This window comes from Aliivibrio sp. S10_S31, assembly GCF_014694495.1.
Classification (GTDB): domain Bacteria; phylum Pseudomonadota; class Gammaproteobacteria; order Enterobacterales; family Vibrionaceae; genus Aliivibrio; species Aliivibrio fischeri.
Window position 1 is genome coordinate 12,494 of sequence record NZ_JAAUWR010000017.1, and the last position, 14,464, is coordinate 26,957.

18 protein-coding genes are annotated in these 14,464 nt (G+C 39.0%); 5 read left to right on the forward strand and 13 right to left on the reverse strand.

The features are described 5' to 3' along the window. Positions 1 to 1,239, reverse strand: coding sequence for a signal recognition particle-docking protein FtsY (gene ftsY, locus HC728_RS14510; protein WP_012534380.1), 1,239 nt, complete (start codon positions 1,237 to 1,239; stop codon positions 1 to 3). 70 nt (positions 1,240 to 1,309) lie between these two features. On the opposite strand from ftsY, the gene rsmD reads away from it, so the two are divergent. The 3 genes from rsmD to HC728_RS14525 all read left to right on the forward strand — a co-directional run bounded on the left by rsmD (position 1,310) and on the right by HC728_RS14525 (position 2,917). Further along, on the forward strand, positions 1,310 to 1,912 hold the full coding sequence (gene rsmD, locus HC728_RS14515) for a 16S rRNA (guanine(966)-N(2))-methyltransferase RsmD (RefSeq protein WP_012534366.1): 603 nt from the start codon (positions 1,310 to 1,312) through the stop codon (positions 1,910 to 1,912). After that, positions 1,913 to 2,179: a DUF1145 domain-containing protein gene (locus HC728_RS14520; protein WP_005421383.1), complete on the forward strand. Its 267-nt coding sequence runs from the start codon at positions 1,913 to 1,915 to the stop codon at positions 2,177 to 2,179. It begins immediately after the preceding gene. Between the two features lie 144 nt (positions 2,180 to 2,323). After that, positions 2,324 to 2,917 carry a YhgN family NAAT transporter gene (locus HC728_RS14525; protein WP_005421385.1) on the forward strand — a complete coding sequence of 198 codons (594 nt, stop codon included), beginning with the start codon at positions 2,324 to 2,326 and terminating at the stop codon, positions 2,915 to 2,917. 64 nt (positions 2,918 to 2,981) lie between these two features. Here the strand turns inward: HC728_RS14525 and HC728_RS14530 are convergent, their stop codons facing one another. Both HC728_RS14530 and HC728_RS14535 read right to left on the reverse strand, forming a co-directional pair. After that, the gene (locus tag HC728_RS14530) at positions 2,982 to 3,224 is read right to left on the reverse strand and encodes a YecH family metal-binding protein (protein ID WP_011262818.1); all 243 of its coding nucleotides are present in this window, start codon (positions 3,222 to 3,224) and stop codon (positions 2,982 to 2,984) included. An 824-nt stretch (positions 3,225 to 4,048) separates the two neighbouring features. Beyond that, positions 4,049 to 4,414, reverse strand: a complete 366-nt coding sequence (locus HC728_RS14535; protein WP_065597922.1) for a DUF4145 domain-containing protein — start codon at positions 4,412 to 4,414, stop codon at positions 4,049 to 4,051. Between the two features lie 298 nt (positions 4,415 to 4,712). On the opposite strand from HC728_RS14535, the gene HC728_RS14540 reads away from it, so the two are divergent. Both HC728_RS14540 and recG read left to right on the forward strand, forming a co-directional pair. Then, complete coding sequence (locus HC728_RS14540) at positions 4,713 to 5,045, forward strand: DUF2500 domain-containing protein (RefSeq protein ID WP_005421391.1); 333 nt, start codon at positions 4,713 to 4,715, stop codon at positions 5,043 to 5,045. A 21-nt stretch (positions 5,046 to 5,066) separates the two neighbouring features. Then, complete coding sequence (gene recG, locus HC728_RS14545) at positions 5,067 to 7,148, forward strand: ATP-dependent DNA helicase RecG (RefSeq protein ID WP_017018494.1); 2,082 nt, start codon at positions 5,067 to 5,069, stop codon at positions 7,146 to 7,148. 80 nt (positions 7,149 to 7,228) lie between these two features. On the opposite strand, the gene nfuA is transcribed toward recG, so the two are convergent. From nfuA to gspH, 10 genes are all read right to left on the reverse strand, one after another. Then, positions 7,229 to 7,813 (reverse strand): Fe-S biogenesis protein NfuA, encoded by a 585-nt coding sequence (nfuA, locus tag HC728_RS14550; protein ID WP_005421395.1) that lies wholly within the window; start codon positions 7,811 to 7,813, stop codon positions 7,229 to 7,231. Between the two features lie 118 nt (positions 7,814 to 7,931). Then, positions 7,932 to 8,750, reverse strand: a complete 819-nt coding sequence (gene cysQ / locus HC728_RS14555) for a 3'(2'),5'-bisphosphate nucleotidase CysQ (protein WP_012534365.1) — start codon at positions 8,748 to 8,750, stop codon at positions 7,932 to 7,934. 5 nt (positions 8,751 to 8,755) lie between these two features. Beyond that, positions 8,756 to 9,307, reverse strand: a complete 552-nt coding sequence (gene nudE, locus HC728_RS14560; protein ID WP_017018495.1) for an ADP compounds hydrolase NudE — start codon at positions 9,305 to 9,307, stop codon at positions 8,756 to 8,758. Between the two features lie 10 nt (positions 9,308 to 9,317). Beyond that, complete coding sequence (locus HC728_RS14565) at positions 9,318 to 10,079, reverse strand: type II secretion system protein N (protein WP_012534382.1); 762 nt, start codon at positions 10,077 to 10,079, stop codon at positions 9,318 to 9,320. Further along, positions 10,076 to 10,567, reverse strand: coding sequence for a type II secretion system protein M (locus HC728_RS14570; protein WP_011262824.1), 492 nt, complete (start codon positions 10,565 to 10,567; stop codon positions 10,076 to 10,078). The genes HC728_RS14565 and HC728_RS14570 overlap by 4 nt, the downstream gene beginning before the upstream one ends. Then, entirely contained in the window at positions 10,567 to 11,820 is a 1,254-nt protein-coding gene (gene gspL / locus HC728_RS14575; protein ID WP_081328857.1) for a type II secretion system protein GspL, read from the reverse strand. Before gspL ends, HC728_RS14570 begins: the two co-directional genes overlap by 1 nt. Then, positions 11,789 to 12,823, reverse strand: a complete 1,035-nt coding sequence (gene gspK, locus HC728_RS14580; RefSeq protein WP_012534351.1) for a type II secretion system minor pseudopilin GspK — start codon at positions 12,821 to 12,823, stop codon at positions 11,789 to 11,791. The genes gspL and gspK overlap by 32 nt, the downstream gene beginning before the upstream one ends. Beyond that, positions 12,823 to 13,503, reverse strand: coding sequence for a type II secretion system minor pseudopilin GspJ (gspJ, locus tag HC728_RS14585; RefSeq protein ID WP_017018497.1), 681 nt, complete (start codon positions 13,501 to 13,503; stop codon positions 12,823 to 12,825). Before gspJ ends, gspK begins: the two co-directional genes overlap by 1 nt. Beyond that, the gene (gspI, locus tag HC728_RS14590; protein WP_190395691.1) at positions 13,490 to 13,867 is read right to left on the reverse strand and encodes a type II secretion system minor pseudopilin GspI; all 378 of its coding nucleotides are present in this window, start codon (positions 13,865 to 13,867) and stop codon (positions 13,490 to 13,492) included. Before gspI ends, gspJ begins: the two co-directional genes overlap by 14 nt. Then, the gene (gspH, locus tag HC728_RS14595) at positions 13,857 to 14,453 is read right to left on the reverse strand and encodes a type II secretion system minor pseudopilin GspH (protein ID WP_026029239.1); all 597 of its coding nucleotides are present in this window, start codon (positions 14,451 to 14,453) and stop codon (positions 13,857 to 13,859) included. Before gspH ends, gspI begins: the two co-directional genes overlap by 11 nt. Positions 14,454 to 14,464 lie beyond the last annotated feature (11 nt).

Consider the following 14,464-nt stretch of genomic DNA (forward strand, 5'->3'; position numbering starts at 1 on the left):
CTATTCCTCACGACTAAATAATGCTTCAATAAAATCTTGCGCCACAAATGGACGTAAATCATCAATGCCTTCACCGACACCGATAAAACGGATTGGAATTTGGAATTGATCCGCAATAGAGAAAATAACACCACCTTTTGCTGTACCGTCCAATTTCGTTAATGTAATTCCAGTTACTGGAGCAACATCACTGAACAATTTAGCTTGGCTAATGGCATTTTGGCCCGTACCCGCATCTAAAGTTAACATGATCTCATGCGGTGCTGATGGGTCAATTTTCTTCATTACACGAACAATTTTACGCAATTCCTCCATTAAGTTACTCTTATTTTGGAGACGACCTGCAGTATCAGCAATAACAACATCAACTTTACGTGCTCGTGCAGCTTCAATCGCATCATAAATAACAGACGCACTATCAGCTCCAGTATGTTGAGCAATCACAGGAACATCATTACGCTGACCCCAAACCTGAAGTTGCTCAACAGCCGCTGCACGGAACGTATCGCCCGCCGCCAACATGACCGACTTACCTTCATTTTGGAATTGTTTTGCTAACTTACCGATCGTTGTTGTTTTACCAACACCATTTACGCCAACCATTAAAATCACGTGTGGCATATTTTTTTCATCAATTTCCAGAGGTTGTTCAACTTTAGCTAAGATTTCAGCCATTTCTTCTTTTAGTAAACCATATAATGCTTCACCATCTTTAAGATCTTGCTTACTCGCTTTTTCAGTTAGACTATCAATAATTCTAACTGTCGTGTCCATTCCCACATCGGCAATTAATAACTGCTCTTCAAGCTCTTCAAACAGTTCATCATCAATTTTTTTACCGCTAAATAAACCAAAGAATCCTGCACCAATATTCTCTTTTGTGCGTTGCAAACTACGCTTTAAGCGAGCAAAGAAGCTTTCGGTTGGTTTTTCTTGAACTTCTTCGACTTTAATTACAGGCTCAGCCTCTAATTCTGCTTCAGGTTCTTTCTCAGTAACAACTTCTTCCGCTTCTGTCGTTTCTTCAGCTTGTACCGTTACTTTCTCACTTTCTTTAGGCTGTTCAAGCTCTGCATCTTCCACTACACTCTCTACGGCACTATCATCTTTAGATGGAGCCTGAGAAAGCGTTTCTGCATTTTCTTCTACTGATTGTTGTTCTACTGCTGGTTGTTCGGCTTTTTCTTCATCACCAAAACCTAACCAAGACAATAATCCGCGTTTCTTTTTGCCTGTCATTGGGAAATCCTAGAATTAAATTGGTACAATTTTCTCGTATACTATCACTTTCTGAGCGGTCAAAAAATCTATGGTTAAACGTAAACAACACTCACCTCGCACTTCTGGCACAAATGGTCGCTCAGGAAGCATTCGTATTATCAGTGGACGCTGGCGCGGACGCAAACTTCCAGTACATGATGCAGAAGGGTTACGACCAACCACGGACCGTGTAAAAGAGACTGTTTTTAACTGGTTAGCACCTGATATTCCTCGAGCTCGTTGTTTGGATCTTTTTTCTGGTAGCGGCGGTTTAGGTTTTGAAGCCGCTTCTCGTGGTGCTGAACACGTAGTAATGCTTGAGTTAAATAAACAAGCTCATGCACAACTTAAACAAAATGCAGAGAGTTTAAAAGCAGATAATATCGAAATTCATCATACCGATGCATTGACGTTTTTAAATCAAGCTGCAACTCCATTTGATGTTGTCTTTATTGATCCTCCATTTAGAAAAGATTTATTAGAAGAAACCTTAACAAAATTAGAAAATAATGGATGGTTAGCGGCAAACGCTATGATATACATTGAAGCAGAAAAAGAGTTAAGCTCATTGCCTGTTCCTGCCCATTGGCATCTAAGCAAAGACAAAACCGCAGGACAAGTTACCTTCAAATTATATGAAAGAGAGGAATAGATGAAAGGATTGATCATTCTTGCTAAAGCGGCCATTGCCTTTGTGTGGTTTATTTTAATTTTAAATTTCTTTATGCCATTTCCAGGTAAAGCAGCCATTGCTCTTTACATCATGACTGCATTTTTATTTATGATGCATGGTTTGCAGATGCTTATCTTTATTGGCGCTTTTGGCGATAAAATATCAATGAGCCGTTGGGAAAAGTGGTCAATACTCATCTTTGGTGTATTTGCTTTATTAGACATCAGAAAAAAACACATGATGTAAAACACCCACTATAAATAGATTATTTTAAAAGGAGCGCTCAGCTCCTTTTTTTATACTACGACTCCACCTCTTCAACTCATTTTTAATGGGTATCTATGCTACCATTGCCGATATTCTTCTGAACTTTAATCTTGGTACACATTTATGGATACGCTTTCTGCCGCTGTCATGCTTTTTCTAATAATGGACCCTATGGGTAACTTACCTGTATTTACAGCCATTCTTAAACACGTAGAAAAAAAGCGTAGACGTATAATTTTAATCAGAGAGCTACTTATTGCCTTGGCAATTATGATGGCATTTCTGTTTATGGGGGAGCAAATCCTGAATTTCTTAAGCCTTAAAAAAGAAGCGGTATCTATTTCTGGTGCCATTATCTTATTCTTAATTGGCTTAAAAATGATTTTCCCACCAGAGGGAGGATTAGGAGCAAGTTTAGGTGCTGGCGATGAACCTTTAATTGTACCACTTGCAATCCCTATGATTGCTGGTCCTTCAATTCTTGCTACATTATTACTTTTAGCTCACCAAGAGCCAGATCGTATGCTTGATTGGAGCCTTGCTTTATTAGGTGCATGGTCAGCAACAACTGTTATTTTAATGTTTTCTGAAATATTCCAACGCGTGGTTGGTGAGAAAGGGTTAGCAGCAATAGAACGCTTAATGGGTATGCTATTACTTATGATATCGGTACAAATGTTCTTAGACGGCATCATGAGCTACTTCAGCCATATTTAATCTAAACCATCACTTTCAAATAAAAAGGTCGCTATATGCGACCTTTTTATTTACACCAATATAATTAATGGTGACACATGCGCTCAGGGTTTGCTGTAAGCCCTTCTTCCGTTGCGACAATCTTCTTTTTAGATAGTAAAAAATCAAGCAACTCAGCCAACGTTAAATCTTGTTGGCTACAAGTATGAAAACAAACCTCAGAACCAAATTCACTCTCTATTTTCTCTTCCAATTGAGCGCGTGGTAACGGCTCTTTAGAATCAATAAGAATATTTAAAACAACATGACCATGGATATCTTGTTTCATTTCACTTTCTCATCATTTATTAAAGACCGTCTTAGCATACCAGATAACAACGGTTAGCTTTATGCTTTCTATTTTTATCGATAAATAGCTCATAGAAAGCAATAGTAAGCCAAAACAACTAAAAGAATAGCCCATATTAAAAAAGACTATTTTATCGACAAGATAAAAAACATAAAAACAAAAGATAAAACACAACAAATACAACAAGTTAAATGATGTATATATTAATTTTTCATATATATAAAAGTAACTTATAACCAGTGTAATATGATTTTTTATTAGAAAAATATGCTCTTTAGAATCTAATGATATAAAAGTCACTTAAAAGCCGATCATATTGAAGCAATAAAAAAGGCAAAATTGAAAGTAGAGCAAGATATCGCACCTAAACTCTAAAATCACAACTAAAATAGGTGATTAATAAACAAACCATAAAAAACCCAATTAAAACAAGCAAAATCAACGGCTTAAATCAAGTTAACATGAATTAAACACAAAAAACCACAATAACAACAGACAAAAACACACCTTAACCAAGGAGGTAATGGGCACTATTGTCATAGAAAAGTTATTTTTTTAAGCTTTAGAGCAATCAGTGCTTGATCAATAACCAAAAACGGTGTTATTCTATTTGTCAAGCAATGATAGATGACATTAGAGGAGCATAGTAATGATTACTTCATCGCAAAAACAAGGACTTATGATGATCGCAGTAGTTGTTGGACTAATGACTCTGCCAATGATGTACTAATCTACATTCAAATAAGTTCATATAAAAAAACGGACGCATTTGCGTCCGTTTTTTTATATCTAAAATATAGCACTTAAAATAAATGCTTAATATTTTCCCAATGAATCATATAGATAGCTAAAGATATCAAGGTAGCAATCAATACGATCCCCCCCACCAATTTCCATAAAAATCGACTGGCTCTTGGGGTCAAAATATCATTCATTTCTTTACACGTAGCTTTGAAAGCGGATTTATCTTCTAACTTATACCCTTCTTCGTGCACAACTTTGTTTCGCATAGTTGCAATAAAGTGTAATTTCTTAATCACTTCATGAGGAAGACGTTCCTCACAACTACTAATAAGCTGATGAAGTCCTTTTCCTTCTGCGTGATAATGTGTCTTTAATAAAGATTCAATTTTACGACTTTGCTTCACAACAAGATCAATATCAGACATATCACTCTCCTAATCTTTGACTCTGAAATCTCTTTCTACTTTATACCATGCAAATGCGAGTTTCTCTTTCTGATCCTTCAGATTATTATCTTTAGTACACAGTAAAATAATAGGGGATAATTTTAAGATAATGTTCGAGCTAGATCTCAGTTCGTCTCTTGATTTCTACTTCTAAAGAAAAGATACATAAAATAACTAGAAAACCCGCACAAACTCGATAAATACTCCTTATCTATCTTTCTATAAAGAGTAGAATAATGATGAACTTATGTATTTACTTGCACGTTTAAGGAAAATCATGCCTGTTACTTATATTATTTTGTTACTTATCTTTATTTTTGCTGCGGCATTTTTATTTAAACGCTTCCAAAGCAAATATATCTTAGGAGAAAATGCCCCTGAGATGACGGCCGAAGTAACTATTTTAGATAAGCAAATAGTTGAAATCCCAGACACTCAACCCGGAGAAGAAGATCAGGAATTTTGGATTTATGTACAAAAAGGACGATTTGGACCAAAACGAGAATTTGAAGTCGGCGTCCATTATTTTCATGCTCTAAATCCAGGAGATAAAGGTATAATGACTTATCAAGGGCGTAAATTTCATCACTTTGCCTTAAAGCGAGATTAAAGAAATACTAGGGAACCACTTATGACCAATACCATGCTTTCTGCCATTCCATTAACCTCTCTTGCTGGTGTGGGAGCAAAAGTCGCAGAAAAGCTCGAAAAAATAGGATTGGTCTCCATTCAAGATTTACTTTTCCACCTCCCATTACGCTATGAAGATCGAACACGTGTATATCCAATGGCACGTGTTCACTCTGGTTTGTTTGCCGCAGTGCAAGGCAAAGTCATGTCTTGCGATATGCAATTTGGCAAAAGAAAAATGTTACTGGTAAAAATCAGTGATGGAAATGGCACTATTACCCTACGCTTTTTTAATTTTAATGCGGGCATGAAAAACAGCTTTAGTGAAGGCAAACTCGTTCATGCTTATGGCGAAATTAAACGTGGAGGCAGTGGTTTAGAAATTGTTCATCCTGAATATCAATTTCATGTGCCATCCCAGCCACTTGAAATTGAAGCAAGCTTAACGCCTGTCTACCCAACAACGGACGGATTACGTCAAAATACATTACGTAGCCTAACTGACCAAGCCTTAGAGTTATTAGATAAAGCTGCGGTTACTGAGCTTTTACCACAAGGTTTATACAATAACCAAATCACCCTTAATCAAGCGCTTCATATTATTCATCGTCCAGATCCATCAATAAACCTTGATGCATTTGATGAAGGTAAACATCCTGCTCAACAACGCCTCATTATGGAAGAGTTGTTGGCTCAAAATTTATCTATGTTGTCTGTTCGCAGTAAAGGACAACAAGAAGATGCGTTACCATTAGCAACACTAACTAACTTAAAGCAAAAACTATTAGCACAGCTTCCTTTTACTCCAACTAACGCCCAACAACGTGTTGTCGCTGAGATCGAACAAGATTTAGCAAAACCTCACCCAATGATGCGATTAGTACAAGGTGATGTAGGTTCAGGTAAAACCTTAGTTGCAGCATTAGCAGCGGTACAGGCTATCGAACATGGCTATCAAGTCGCTTTAATGGCTCCGACGGAATTACTCGCAGAACAACACGCCGCTAACTTTGCACATTGGTTTGAATCGATGGGAATTACTGTTGGTTGGCTTGCAGGTAAACTAACAGGTAAAGCGAAAGAAAAAGAATTAGAACGCATAGCCAGTGGCGAGGCGAAAATGATAGTGGGTACTCACGCACTGTTTCAACAAAATGTAGAGTTCCATCATCTTGCTCTGGTTATTATTGATGAACAACATCGTTTTGGTGTTGATCAACGCTTAGAACTGCGTGAAAAAGGCCAAAAAAATGGAGCCTATCCACATCAATTAATCATGACAGCGACACCGATACCTAGAACGCTAGCCATGACGGCTTATGCTGACTTAGAAACCTCTGTTATTGATGAGCTTCCTCCGGGTAGAACACCGATTCAAACGATAGCGGTTCCAGATACACGTCGTGATGAGATAGTAAACAAAGTTCGTAGTGCGTGTATGAACGATGGTAGACAAGCCTACTGGGTTTGTACTCTTATTGATGATTCCGAAGTATTAGAAGCCCAAGCCGCTTCAGACACCGCAGAAGCGTTACGCCTACAACTACCCGAACTAAACATTGGTTTAGTGCACGGCAGAATGAAACCAAAAGAAAAACAGCAAATAATGCAGGAATTTAAAGAAGGGAACCTGCATTTGTTAGTGGCTACTACGGTTATCGAAGTGGGGGTAGATGTGCCTAACTCAAGTTTAATGATCATTGAGAACCCTGAGCGCTTAGGGTTAGCACAGCTGCACCAATTACGTGGGCGTGTGGGCCGAGGTTCTGTTGCAAGTCACTGTGTACTCTTATATCACTCGCCATTATCAAAGACCGCACAAAAACGCTTAAGTGTTTTACGAGAGAGTAATGATGGCTTTGTGATTGCCCAACGTGATTTAGAAATTCGAGGGCCAGGTGAATTGCTTGGAACCAAGCAAACAGGTTTAGCTGACTTTAAAATTGCTGATTTAGTTCGAGACCAACACCTAATACCAGAAGTACAACGCATTGCTCGTCACCTACACGATAACTACCCACAAAATGCGAAAGCCATTATTTTACGTTGGTTAGGGGAACGAGACATTTACTCGAATGCGTAAATAATTCCCTTCTCATAAATAGCAGATACAAAAAAGGTGAGTAACTACTCACCTTTTCTTTATTGCAATTAAACTTACAATTAGTAGTAAGAGTGCTCACCACGATCATGCTCAGTTAAATCTTTAACTGCTGTTAATTCGCCTTCGAATTGAACCAATAGTTCTTTTTCGATGCCTTCTTTTAGTGTCACATCAACCATTGAACAACCATTACAACCACCACCGAACTGAACGATAGCAACACCTTCATCGTTAATTTCCATCAGGCTAACATGGCCACCGTGACCAGCTAATTGTGGGTTAACTTGAGTTTGAATTGCGTATTCAACACGTTCAAATAATGGTGCATCATCGGCTACTTTACGCATTTTCGCATTAGGTGCTTTAAGAGTAAGCTGAGAACCCATCTTGTCAGTAACATAATCAATGTCAGCATCTTCAAGGAATGGTAGGCTTAACTCATCAACGTATGCTGATAATTTTTCAAACTTCAGCTCAGTATCATTCGCTTCTACTGCTTCTGGTGGACAGTAAGATACGCCACACTCTGCGTTTTGAGTACCCGGATTAACCACGAATACACGGATGTTTGTCCCTTCTGGCTGCTGTGCTAGAAGTTTTGCAAAATGCTCTTGGGCACTTTCAGTAATATTGATTGAAGACACAAGTAATACCTGACTAATTTAGTATGATTAAGGATTGTACTCTGAAAAGAAATAATTTTCGAGTATCGTAGTCAAATTATAGCAATCTTAATAATCAATTTATCAAGATTTGGTCTAATTATTTACATGTAAGAATTTTATTCCACGGTAAATTTTCGTCACCGAGAACAATAAAATTCGGATTTTCTAATGACTCTCGTTCATTATAAGACAGTGGTTCAAGCTCTGTAGATAAGATGCGACCTCCCGCCTCTTGAACAATACACTGCGTTGCTGCGGTATCCCATTCACCAGTTGGACCTAATCGTAAATAACAATCCACTGCACCTTCTGCGACCAAACAGGCTTTAAGCGCAGCTGACCCCAATGGAACCAAATCGTAATTCCAATCAGAGCTCATACAACGTGTTATGTTATTGATATCTTGACGTCGACTGATCGCTATCGCAATTGGCTGTTTTTCATCTTCATGCTTTAACGTACTAATACGAACACTTTCATCCATATCAGGAATTTTCCACGCCCCTTTCCCTTCATAAGCGTAGTATGTAACACCTGAAACAGGACCATACACAACTCCCATTACCGGACGATTATTTTCAACTAAAGCAATAATCGTAGCAAAATCACCACTGCGCGCGATGAACTCTTGCGTACCATCAAGAGGGTCAACGAGCCAATAACGTTCCCATTGAGCTCGTTGCTCTAAAGATATCCCTGCATCTTCTTCAGAAAGGATAGGAATATCTGGTGTTAATTGAGAAAGTTTTTCGATAATTAATTTATGAGCGGCAAGATCGGCACTGGTCACTGGAGTTTCATCTGATTTAATGAACTCTTCGAAATCTCCTTTCTCGTATATATCGAGAATAAGTTGACCCGATGCACGTGCAATATTGATCACCTCAGGGATAAGGTGAGAAAGTGTAGAATCCATCAATATTACTCCTTAGCTAAAAATTGTTGAGCAAGTAATAGTGCGGTAATGCATCTTGCCTCTGAAAAATCAAGATGATGCAATAACTCAGATGCTTGAGCTAAAGGCCATCTAACTACATCTAAAGGCTCAGGCTCATCACCTTCTAATCGCTCTGGATATAAATCTTGAGCCAGAATTAATGTCATTTTGCTTGAGAAATAAGAAGGGGCTAATACAATTTCTTTCAATGGTGTGAGTACTTTTGCACCAAAACCAATCTCTTCTTTTAGCTCTCGATTTGCCGCTTCTAACGGGGTCTCTCCTGGATCAATCAATCCTTTTGGAAAACCAAGCTCGTAACTTTCGGTTCCAACAGCATATTCACGAACCAAAAGTAAATCACCTTGCTCTGTTACAGGCACCATCATGACAGCATGACGACCGCTTGGTTTCATTCGTTCATAGGTACGTTCTACACCATTAGAAAAGCGCAAATCAACCGATTCAATACAGAATAGATTGGATTTGGCTTCAATGCGTGTATCCAAAATCGTTGGCAACTGTTTTTTAGCCATCGTTTTTCCTTTATAGACGTCCTGAGTATGTCACTCTATATTGCCCTTTTGCATCCGGCTTGCCTACCCATTTTAACTGACTTCTTAAACTTGAAGGAAAATTCGCTTCAGGTTTAAACCAACCACTTACTTGATAAGAACGATTTGGATTAAGGGTAACATCAAATTGACTCGCGACATCTTTTGATGATTGTTTACTCACGACACTAATTTTGCTGTCATTACAAGTGACATCAGCAATCACGGTTTCAGGGTCAATATTACCTAATGGTGAAACTACCTTGCCACCAGACCACACCACTTCACCGATTGCTTGTTTACACCAAGGCTGACCTTGTTGATAAGATTTCACACTGATCTCTGCTTGACCTTGTAATGAGATAGGAACCGCCATCGGCAAATGTTTCATTGCATTTGCTATCGGGAAAGAAAGCACTAAATTCTCAGCATAAGCCCCCATAGATACGCTATAACCAACCGTGCCTTTTCCACGTAAATCTAATTCACTACCACGACCAAAACGCACATCAAATACAGCATGACCTTTAAGAATGGCAAGTGGATCAATTACCCATTGAACTTGGCCATAGTTCATTCGTTGAAAGGATAATGAATCAACTTGTCCTTTCCATGGTGTCCCTGAAAGTCCGGTTAACTCTAATCCTCTTACTTTAGGTGCTTGCTCTACAACCCACTGAATTGGGATATGTAATAACGCACTAAAAGTAAAAAAAGTAGAAAATACGGTCGCGATTAATAACTTAAACTTCATGATGCCTCTCGAGTTAATTGAAGACGGTTCACTTCAACCACGCCTTCCACATCAGTTTTATTTAAATCTAAAAATTGTACATTTATTCCTTGAGAATCGCGTAAAAATGCCAACCAATTAACCAAAGAATTAAAAGGTAAAGGTTTTACCCACACTTGCATTTGTTCGCCACGAGGTTGCATACGAATCAACTCAATTTTAAATTGACGAGTACTGCTTGGTATCACCTGATTCATTGGACGAATTGCAGATTGTGAGCTAGAAGATGCCCCGCCTCTTAATGTAATGATCGTATCAGCTTTTTTCTGCACCCACGCTAATAAGTTACGTTCATTATTAATTCGATTTTGAGCAAGTTCTGCACGGTCATTTAATGGTTTTATTCCCCCCCAGTAAATAACCGCGATCAACAGTGCCACACCACCGCCAGCAACCAATATACGTTCACGTGGAGAGATACTTTGCCACCATGCCATAAATGCTTTCATTATTGTCTCCTAATGATAATGGCACCAAAGACTTGGCCGTCATTCTTATTCAATTGACCTTGCTCTACTTCAAATTTAGTTCCTAGCTCTGAAGTCAACTTCTCAAAATATGGGAAATCAGAAGCACTGGCTTGAAGTCGAATTTCATTACGCTTGCCATCAAATTTTAGGCTTTGTAATTTAACTTGAGGAACCTTTGATAAATAAGGTGATATCTCTGCCATCCAAGCTAACAAATCATGTCCGCCAGCACCACCTTGTAAACGAGCTTCTTCATTTTTCATTTGAGATTTTAAATAGCTCGCCGTTGGTATTTTTCGCTTATTAGGGAAAATATCTCGAAAGATACGCTCGCTTTCTGCATGCAAAGCCAAACTGTGTTGTTCTAATTTTTGTACTTCAGAAACGTGTTGAGCAACAAAAGCAACCATCACAAGACCAAGAGACAGAATCACTTTTTGCCATACTCGCCAATGCTTTCTCCATGAAGATTGCGGACGATATGGACCATTTAGCACGTTTACTTTTGAAGACAACAATCCTTCAGCTAATAATTGCATTACAAGTTCAGGGGATTCAAGGCTGACCTTAGCCCCTGCGACTTCCATCTCACATTCAGAATAGCTATGAAGAATAAAAGGCATTGGTGATGATTCAGCATCTTCATCGCTTTCTGAATCTTCATATTTGGTTTCAGCACGCTCAACGATACCCGTCAATAACATGGATACCCACTCAGATTCAGCTACTGCACCTTGGTATTCATGATGACGAATAAGCCATTGTTGACCCAATTGAACCATACTCGCACCATTATCATGAAATGGTAAAGCCAATACGTCAGGCATGAATCGTTTGGTTTGGATCCCTGCATCGCTCAGTTGCTCTAACCACATGGCCATTTTGTTATGTTCAACAATCGCTACTTGAGCGGACTTGCTGTCTTTTTTCAAAATAACCATATGAAGATCATCAACATCTTGTGCTAAATCATCTTCAATAATAAACGGTAGCATCGATGAAAACTGACGAGTTGCCCCTTCAGGTATCGCAACCTCACGCAATAACACATCACTGCTTGGTAAAAGCACAGACACCATGCGTTGTTCACTGTATGACGACAACGAAGGTAATTCTTCAGACGAACTTAACTCACCTGAAGCAATCACTTCTTTATTTTCTGGAGACCAGACTATCCATTGAATGGGATCTGATGGTTGACTATTCAACCGTATTATCAGATGTTCGCTCACTCATTCCTCCATATTGGCGACGGATAACGTTCACCACTTTCTTATCACTGCTATGCAATAAAGAACGCACACGTACGCGCGAATCTTCTACTAATACTTGAGCATCTAACTCAAAAAACTGACTATCTACGGATAAATAATCTTTTGCTTGTTTACGAACTTTTTCTTCAACTCGGCTAATTGGTCCTTCAGCAAGAAAATCATCAACCGAATCCCACCCATCAAATGGACGATCTTCTAATACACTTCTTGCGTCACTTTCACTTAGATTTGGAGAAAATAGCGCAACCAATATCTTGGCATTTTCTGGTGCTAAGGTATTTACATTTAAGTACCAATTACCACTTGGTATCGCACAAATTAGTGGAGATACTTTTTCAACAACTTCAGCTGTAACGCCATTAACGGCACGTAACTCACTGACATCTCCCATCCAACCATTTGGAGCTAAATACGCAGGTTTAAACGATTGATAAGTACTGTCTTCAACGCCTGCCATTGAGCGTACAACGTCATCAGGGTCAAGATATTCCCATGTGGAGTCAGCAATCACTTCAGCAAGATAATTATCCACCTCAACTGATTCTAATAAGTTCATCCATACACCCACCAAAAAAGGGCGTTTGGATGAATCATTACTGGCTTCAACACTGCTTAATGCGTTTAAATTAAAGCAAGCTTGTTTGTCTTTTACACCACCATAAGCTTCACCATAATCAAGTGGATAAGTGGTTTCCTCAGTTGCCCATGCTTGGCTTAAATTAATTTTATTTCCATCTTTGTAGGCTTCTTCTATTCCGGTTTTTGCTAAGGCTTCAACACCAATAGAGTACCAATACGCTTGCTGATGATTTAACTGATTCTGAGCTCGATGAAATTGAAGAAATAATCGTTCTGACATCTGGGCTGCAATGGTGGTCATAATGGCTAAAAGCAGCAGTACCACGATCAATGCAACACCTTTATTCTTTTTAAAATGGGAAATCACGCCTACCTTTCTCATTAGCCACGATCCTCTTTTGAATCATCACTATTCTGATTAGCATTATTATCCAGTTTAAATCCCGGAGTAAGATAAACACGCTCAACGTCACCATAATCTTTAAACGTGAGTATCATTTTAATGGCATTGGGTAATTGATTTTTCATTTCCCATTTCTTTAGCCACTTTTTACCGTCATAAAATTCAAATTTTAGCTCTTCAATACCGTCAATAAGCGGGGTAATGACCGCTTCCTGACCAACAGGCGTATCTGGGTATCGCCACCATAATCGCTCTAATTTATTTTCAATAACTCGATAGCCAACTTTAGTAATTTCACCACGAGGAAAGGCTTGTTGTGGATTTTTCCAGCCAAGACGTACAAACAGAATGGCTTGGAATTCAGAATCAAGGAAATACTCTCCCGATTTCAACAAGGCTTCCGAGGCTTTTTCACCACCAGTTCGAAATGGGCGAGCGACAATTTGTCGAAAATCGTTATCAAGAAAAACCAAACTGCGTTGCAGCTGTTTAATGCGCTCACTTTTTTCTAATGATTGTTCATTACTGCGTTGTACTTGGTTTACTACTTGATACGCAGCAAAGCTCAAGGTCGCAAATACAGCAATAGCCACCATCACTTCAATCAGTGTGAAGCCTCTTGCTTTTGAAAAAGGCTGAAAAGAACTACGGTGCAACATAGGTTCTTACCGTAATTAAAGGGGATTCTTGATCTTTTGTGGTCGACACAGATACATCCACAGATTTTAAAATATCAGACGTTGTTTTTACTGGAGCAATCGTCCAATACCATGTTTGTCCTGCCAGCTCTGTCTCTCCCTTCTTCTTCGTTGTCGGTGGTTTATCTAACATCATTAATGCCATTTGATTATCCACCACTATGCTTGCAAACGTCTTTTCTTCTAAATAACTTAATGTATTTATGTGCTGAGTCACCGAACGCAACACACTTAGGGCTGCAGTTGCGAAAATAGCGAGCGCCACTAAGACTTCAAGTAATGTCATGCCTTTATAAGAGGTTCGCTGATGTTTCTTACTCCTCATCACGTTCCTCCCCCGGAGCAAATAACTTAATCACTCCTGATTCTTCAACGCGAATAAGCCATGATTTATCATCAAGGTTTCCACGAGCACCTTGCGGAGATAAACGAAACGAAAAAGGAGTCACTTCACCACTTGAAAGCACCATAACTTGAGGAGGTGTTGGCTTTTTATCTTTTTCGACATCCGCAAACATCTCTTCATCAAATAAAGAGCCCGGCTCAAATAGTCGCTCATCATCTGCCCAAGCTGAACCACCAAGCGTCATATCAAACTCTAGCGACTCTTCCATTTTCACTTCTGTAAAAAAGCGGCTTTTCTCAATTGGCTGCCAACCATCTACCATTAATTGCATAAAGCGATATTCTTGTCGCTCTTGATTAAAGTAAATGCCGTAATCCATCCCATTGAGCAAAGCATCCTCATTAAGGAGTTGAACAAGTTGATAAAAACGTGAGGCTTCTTCTTCCAGTTGGTCATCCTGATTATCAGGAAGGCTCATGATAACGGCCATCGAACTAAGCGATAGCAGCACCAACACCAACATTATTTCGATCAGGGTAAACCCAACCTCACGTTTTATTTTCATCATTGTTCTTA

Bases quoted from the DNA above. Each gene is read 5' to 3' on its own strand.
- HC728_RS14520 (WP_005421383.1), top strand. From the start codon at position 1,913: ATGAAAGGATTGATCATTCTTGCTAAAGCGGCCATTGCCTTTGTGTGG.
- gspJ (WP_017018497.1), bottom strand. From the start codon at position 13,503: ATGTTGCACCGTAGTTCTTTTCAGCCTTTTTCAAAAGCAAGAGGCTTC.
- gspH (WP_026029239.1), bottom strand. From the start codon at position 14,453: ATGAAAATAAAACGTGAGGTTGGGTTTACCCTGATCGAAATAATGTTG.
- gspI (WP_190395691.1), bottom strand. From the start codon at position 13,867: ATGAGGAGTAAGAAACATCAGCGAACCTCTTATAAAGGCATGACATTA.
- rsmD (WP_012534366.1), top strand. From the start codon at position 1,310: ATGGTTAAACGTAAACAACACTCACCTCGCACTTCTGGCACAAATGGT.
- nudE (WP_017018495.1), bottom strand. From the start codon at position 9,307: ATGGCTAAAAAACAGTTGCCAACGATTTTGGATACACGCATTGAAGCC.
- HC728_RS14535 (WP_065597922.1), bottom strand. From the start codon at position 4,414: ATGTCTGATATTGATCTTGTTGTGAAGCAAAGTCGTAAAATTGAATCT.
- HC728_RS14525 (WP_005421385.1), top strand. From the start codon at position 2,324: ATGGATACGCTTTCTGCCGCTGTCATGCTTTTTCTAATAATGGACCCT.
- ftsY (WP_012534380.1), bottom strand. From the start codon at position 1,239: ATGACAGGCAAAAAGAAACGCGGATTATTGTCTTGGTTAGGTTTTGGT.
- gspK (WP_012534351.1), bottom strand. From the start codon at position 12,823: ATGAGAAAGGTAGGCGTGATTTCCCATTTTAAAAAGAATAAAGGTGTT.
- HC728_RS14565 (WP_012534382.1), bottom strand. From the start codon at position 10,079: ATGAAGTTTAAGTTATTAATCGCGACCGTATTTTCTACTTTTTTTACT.
- HC728_RS14540 (WP_005421391.1), top strand. From the start codon at position 4,713: ATGCCTGTTACTTATATTATTTTGTTACTTATCTTTATTTTTGCTGCG.
- HC728_RS14530 (WP_011262818.1), bottom strand. From the start codon at position 3,224: ATGAAACAAGATATCCATGGTCATGTTGTTTTAAATATTCTTATTGAT.
- cysQ (WP_012534365.1), bottom strand. From the start codon at position 8,750: ATGGATTCTACACTTTCTCACCTTATCCCTGAGGTGATCAATATTGCA.
- HC728_RS14570 (WP_011262824.1), bottom strand. From the start codon at position 10,567: ATGAAAGCATTTATGGCATGGTGGCAAAGTATCTCTCCACGTGAACGT.
- recG (WP_017018494.1), top strand. From the start codon at position 5,067: ATGACCAATACCATGCTTTCTGCCATTCCATTAACCTCTCTTGCTGGT.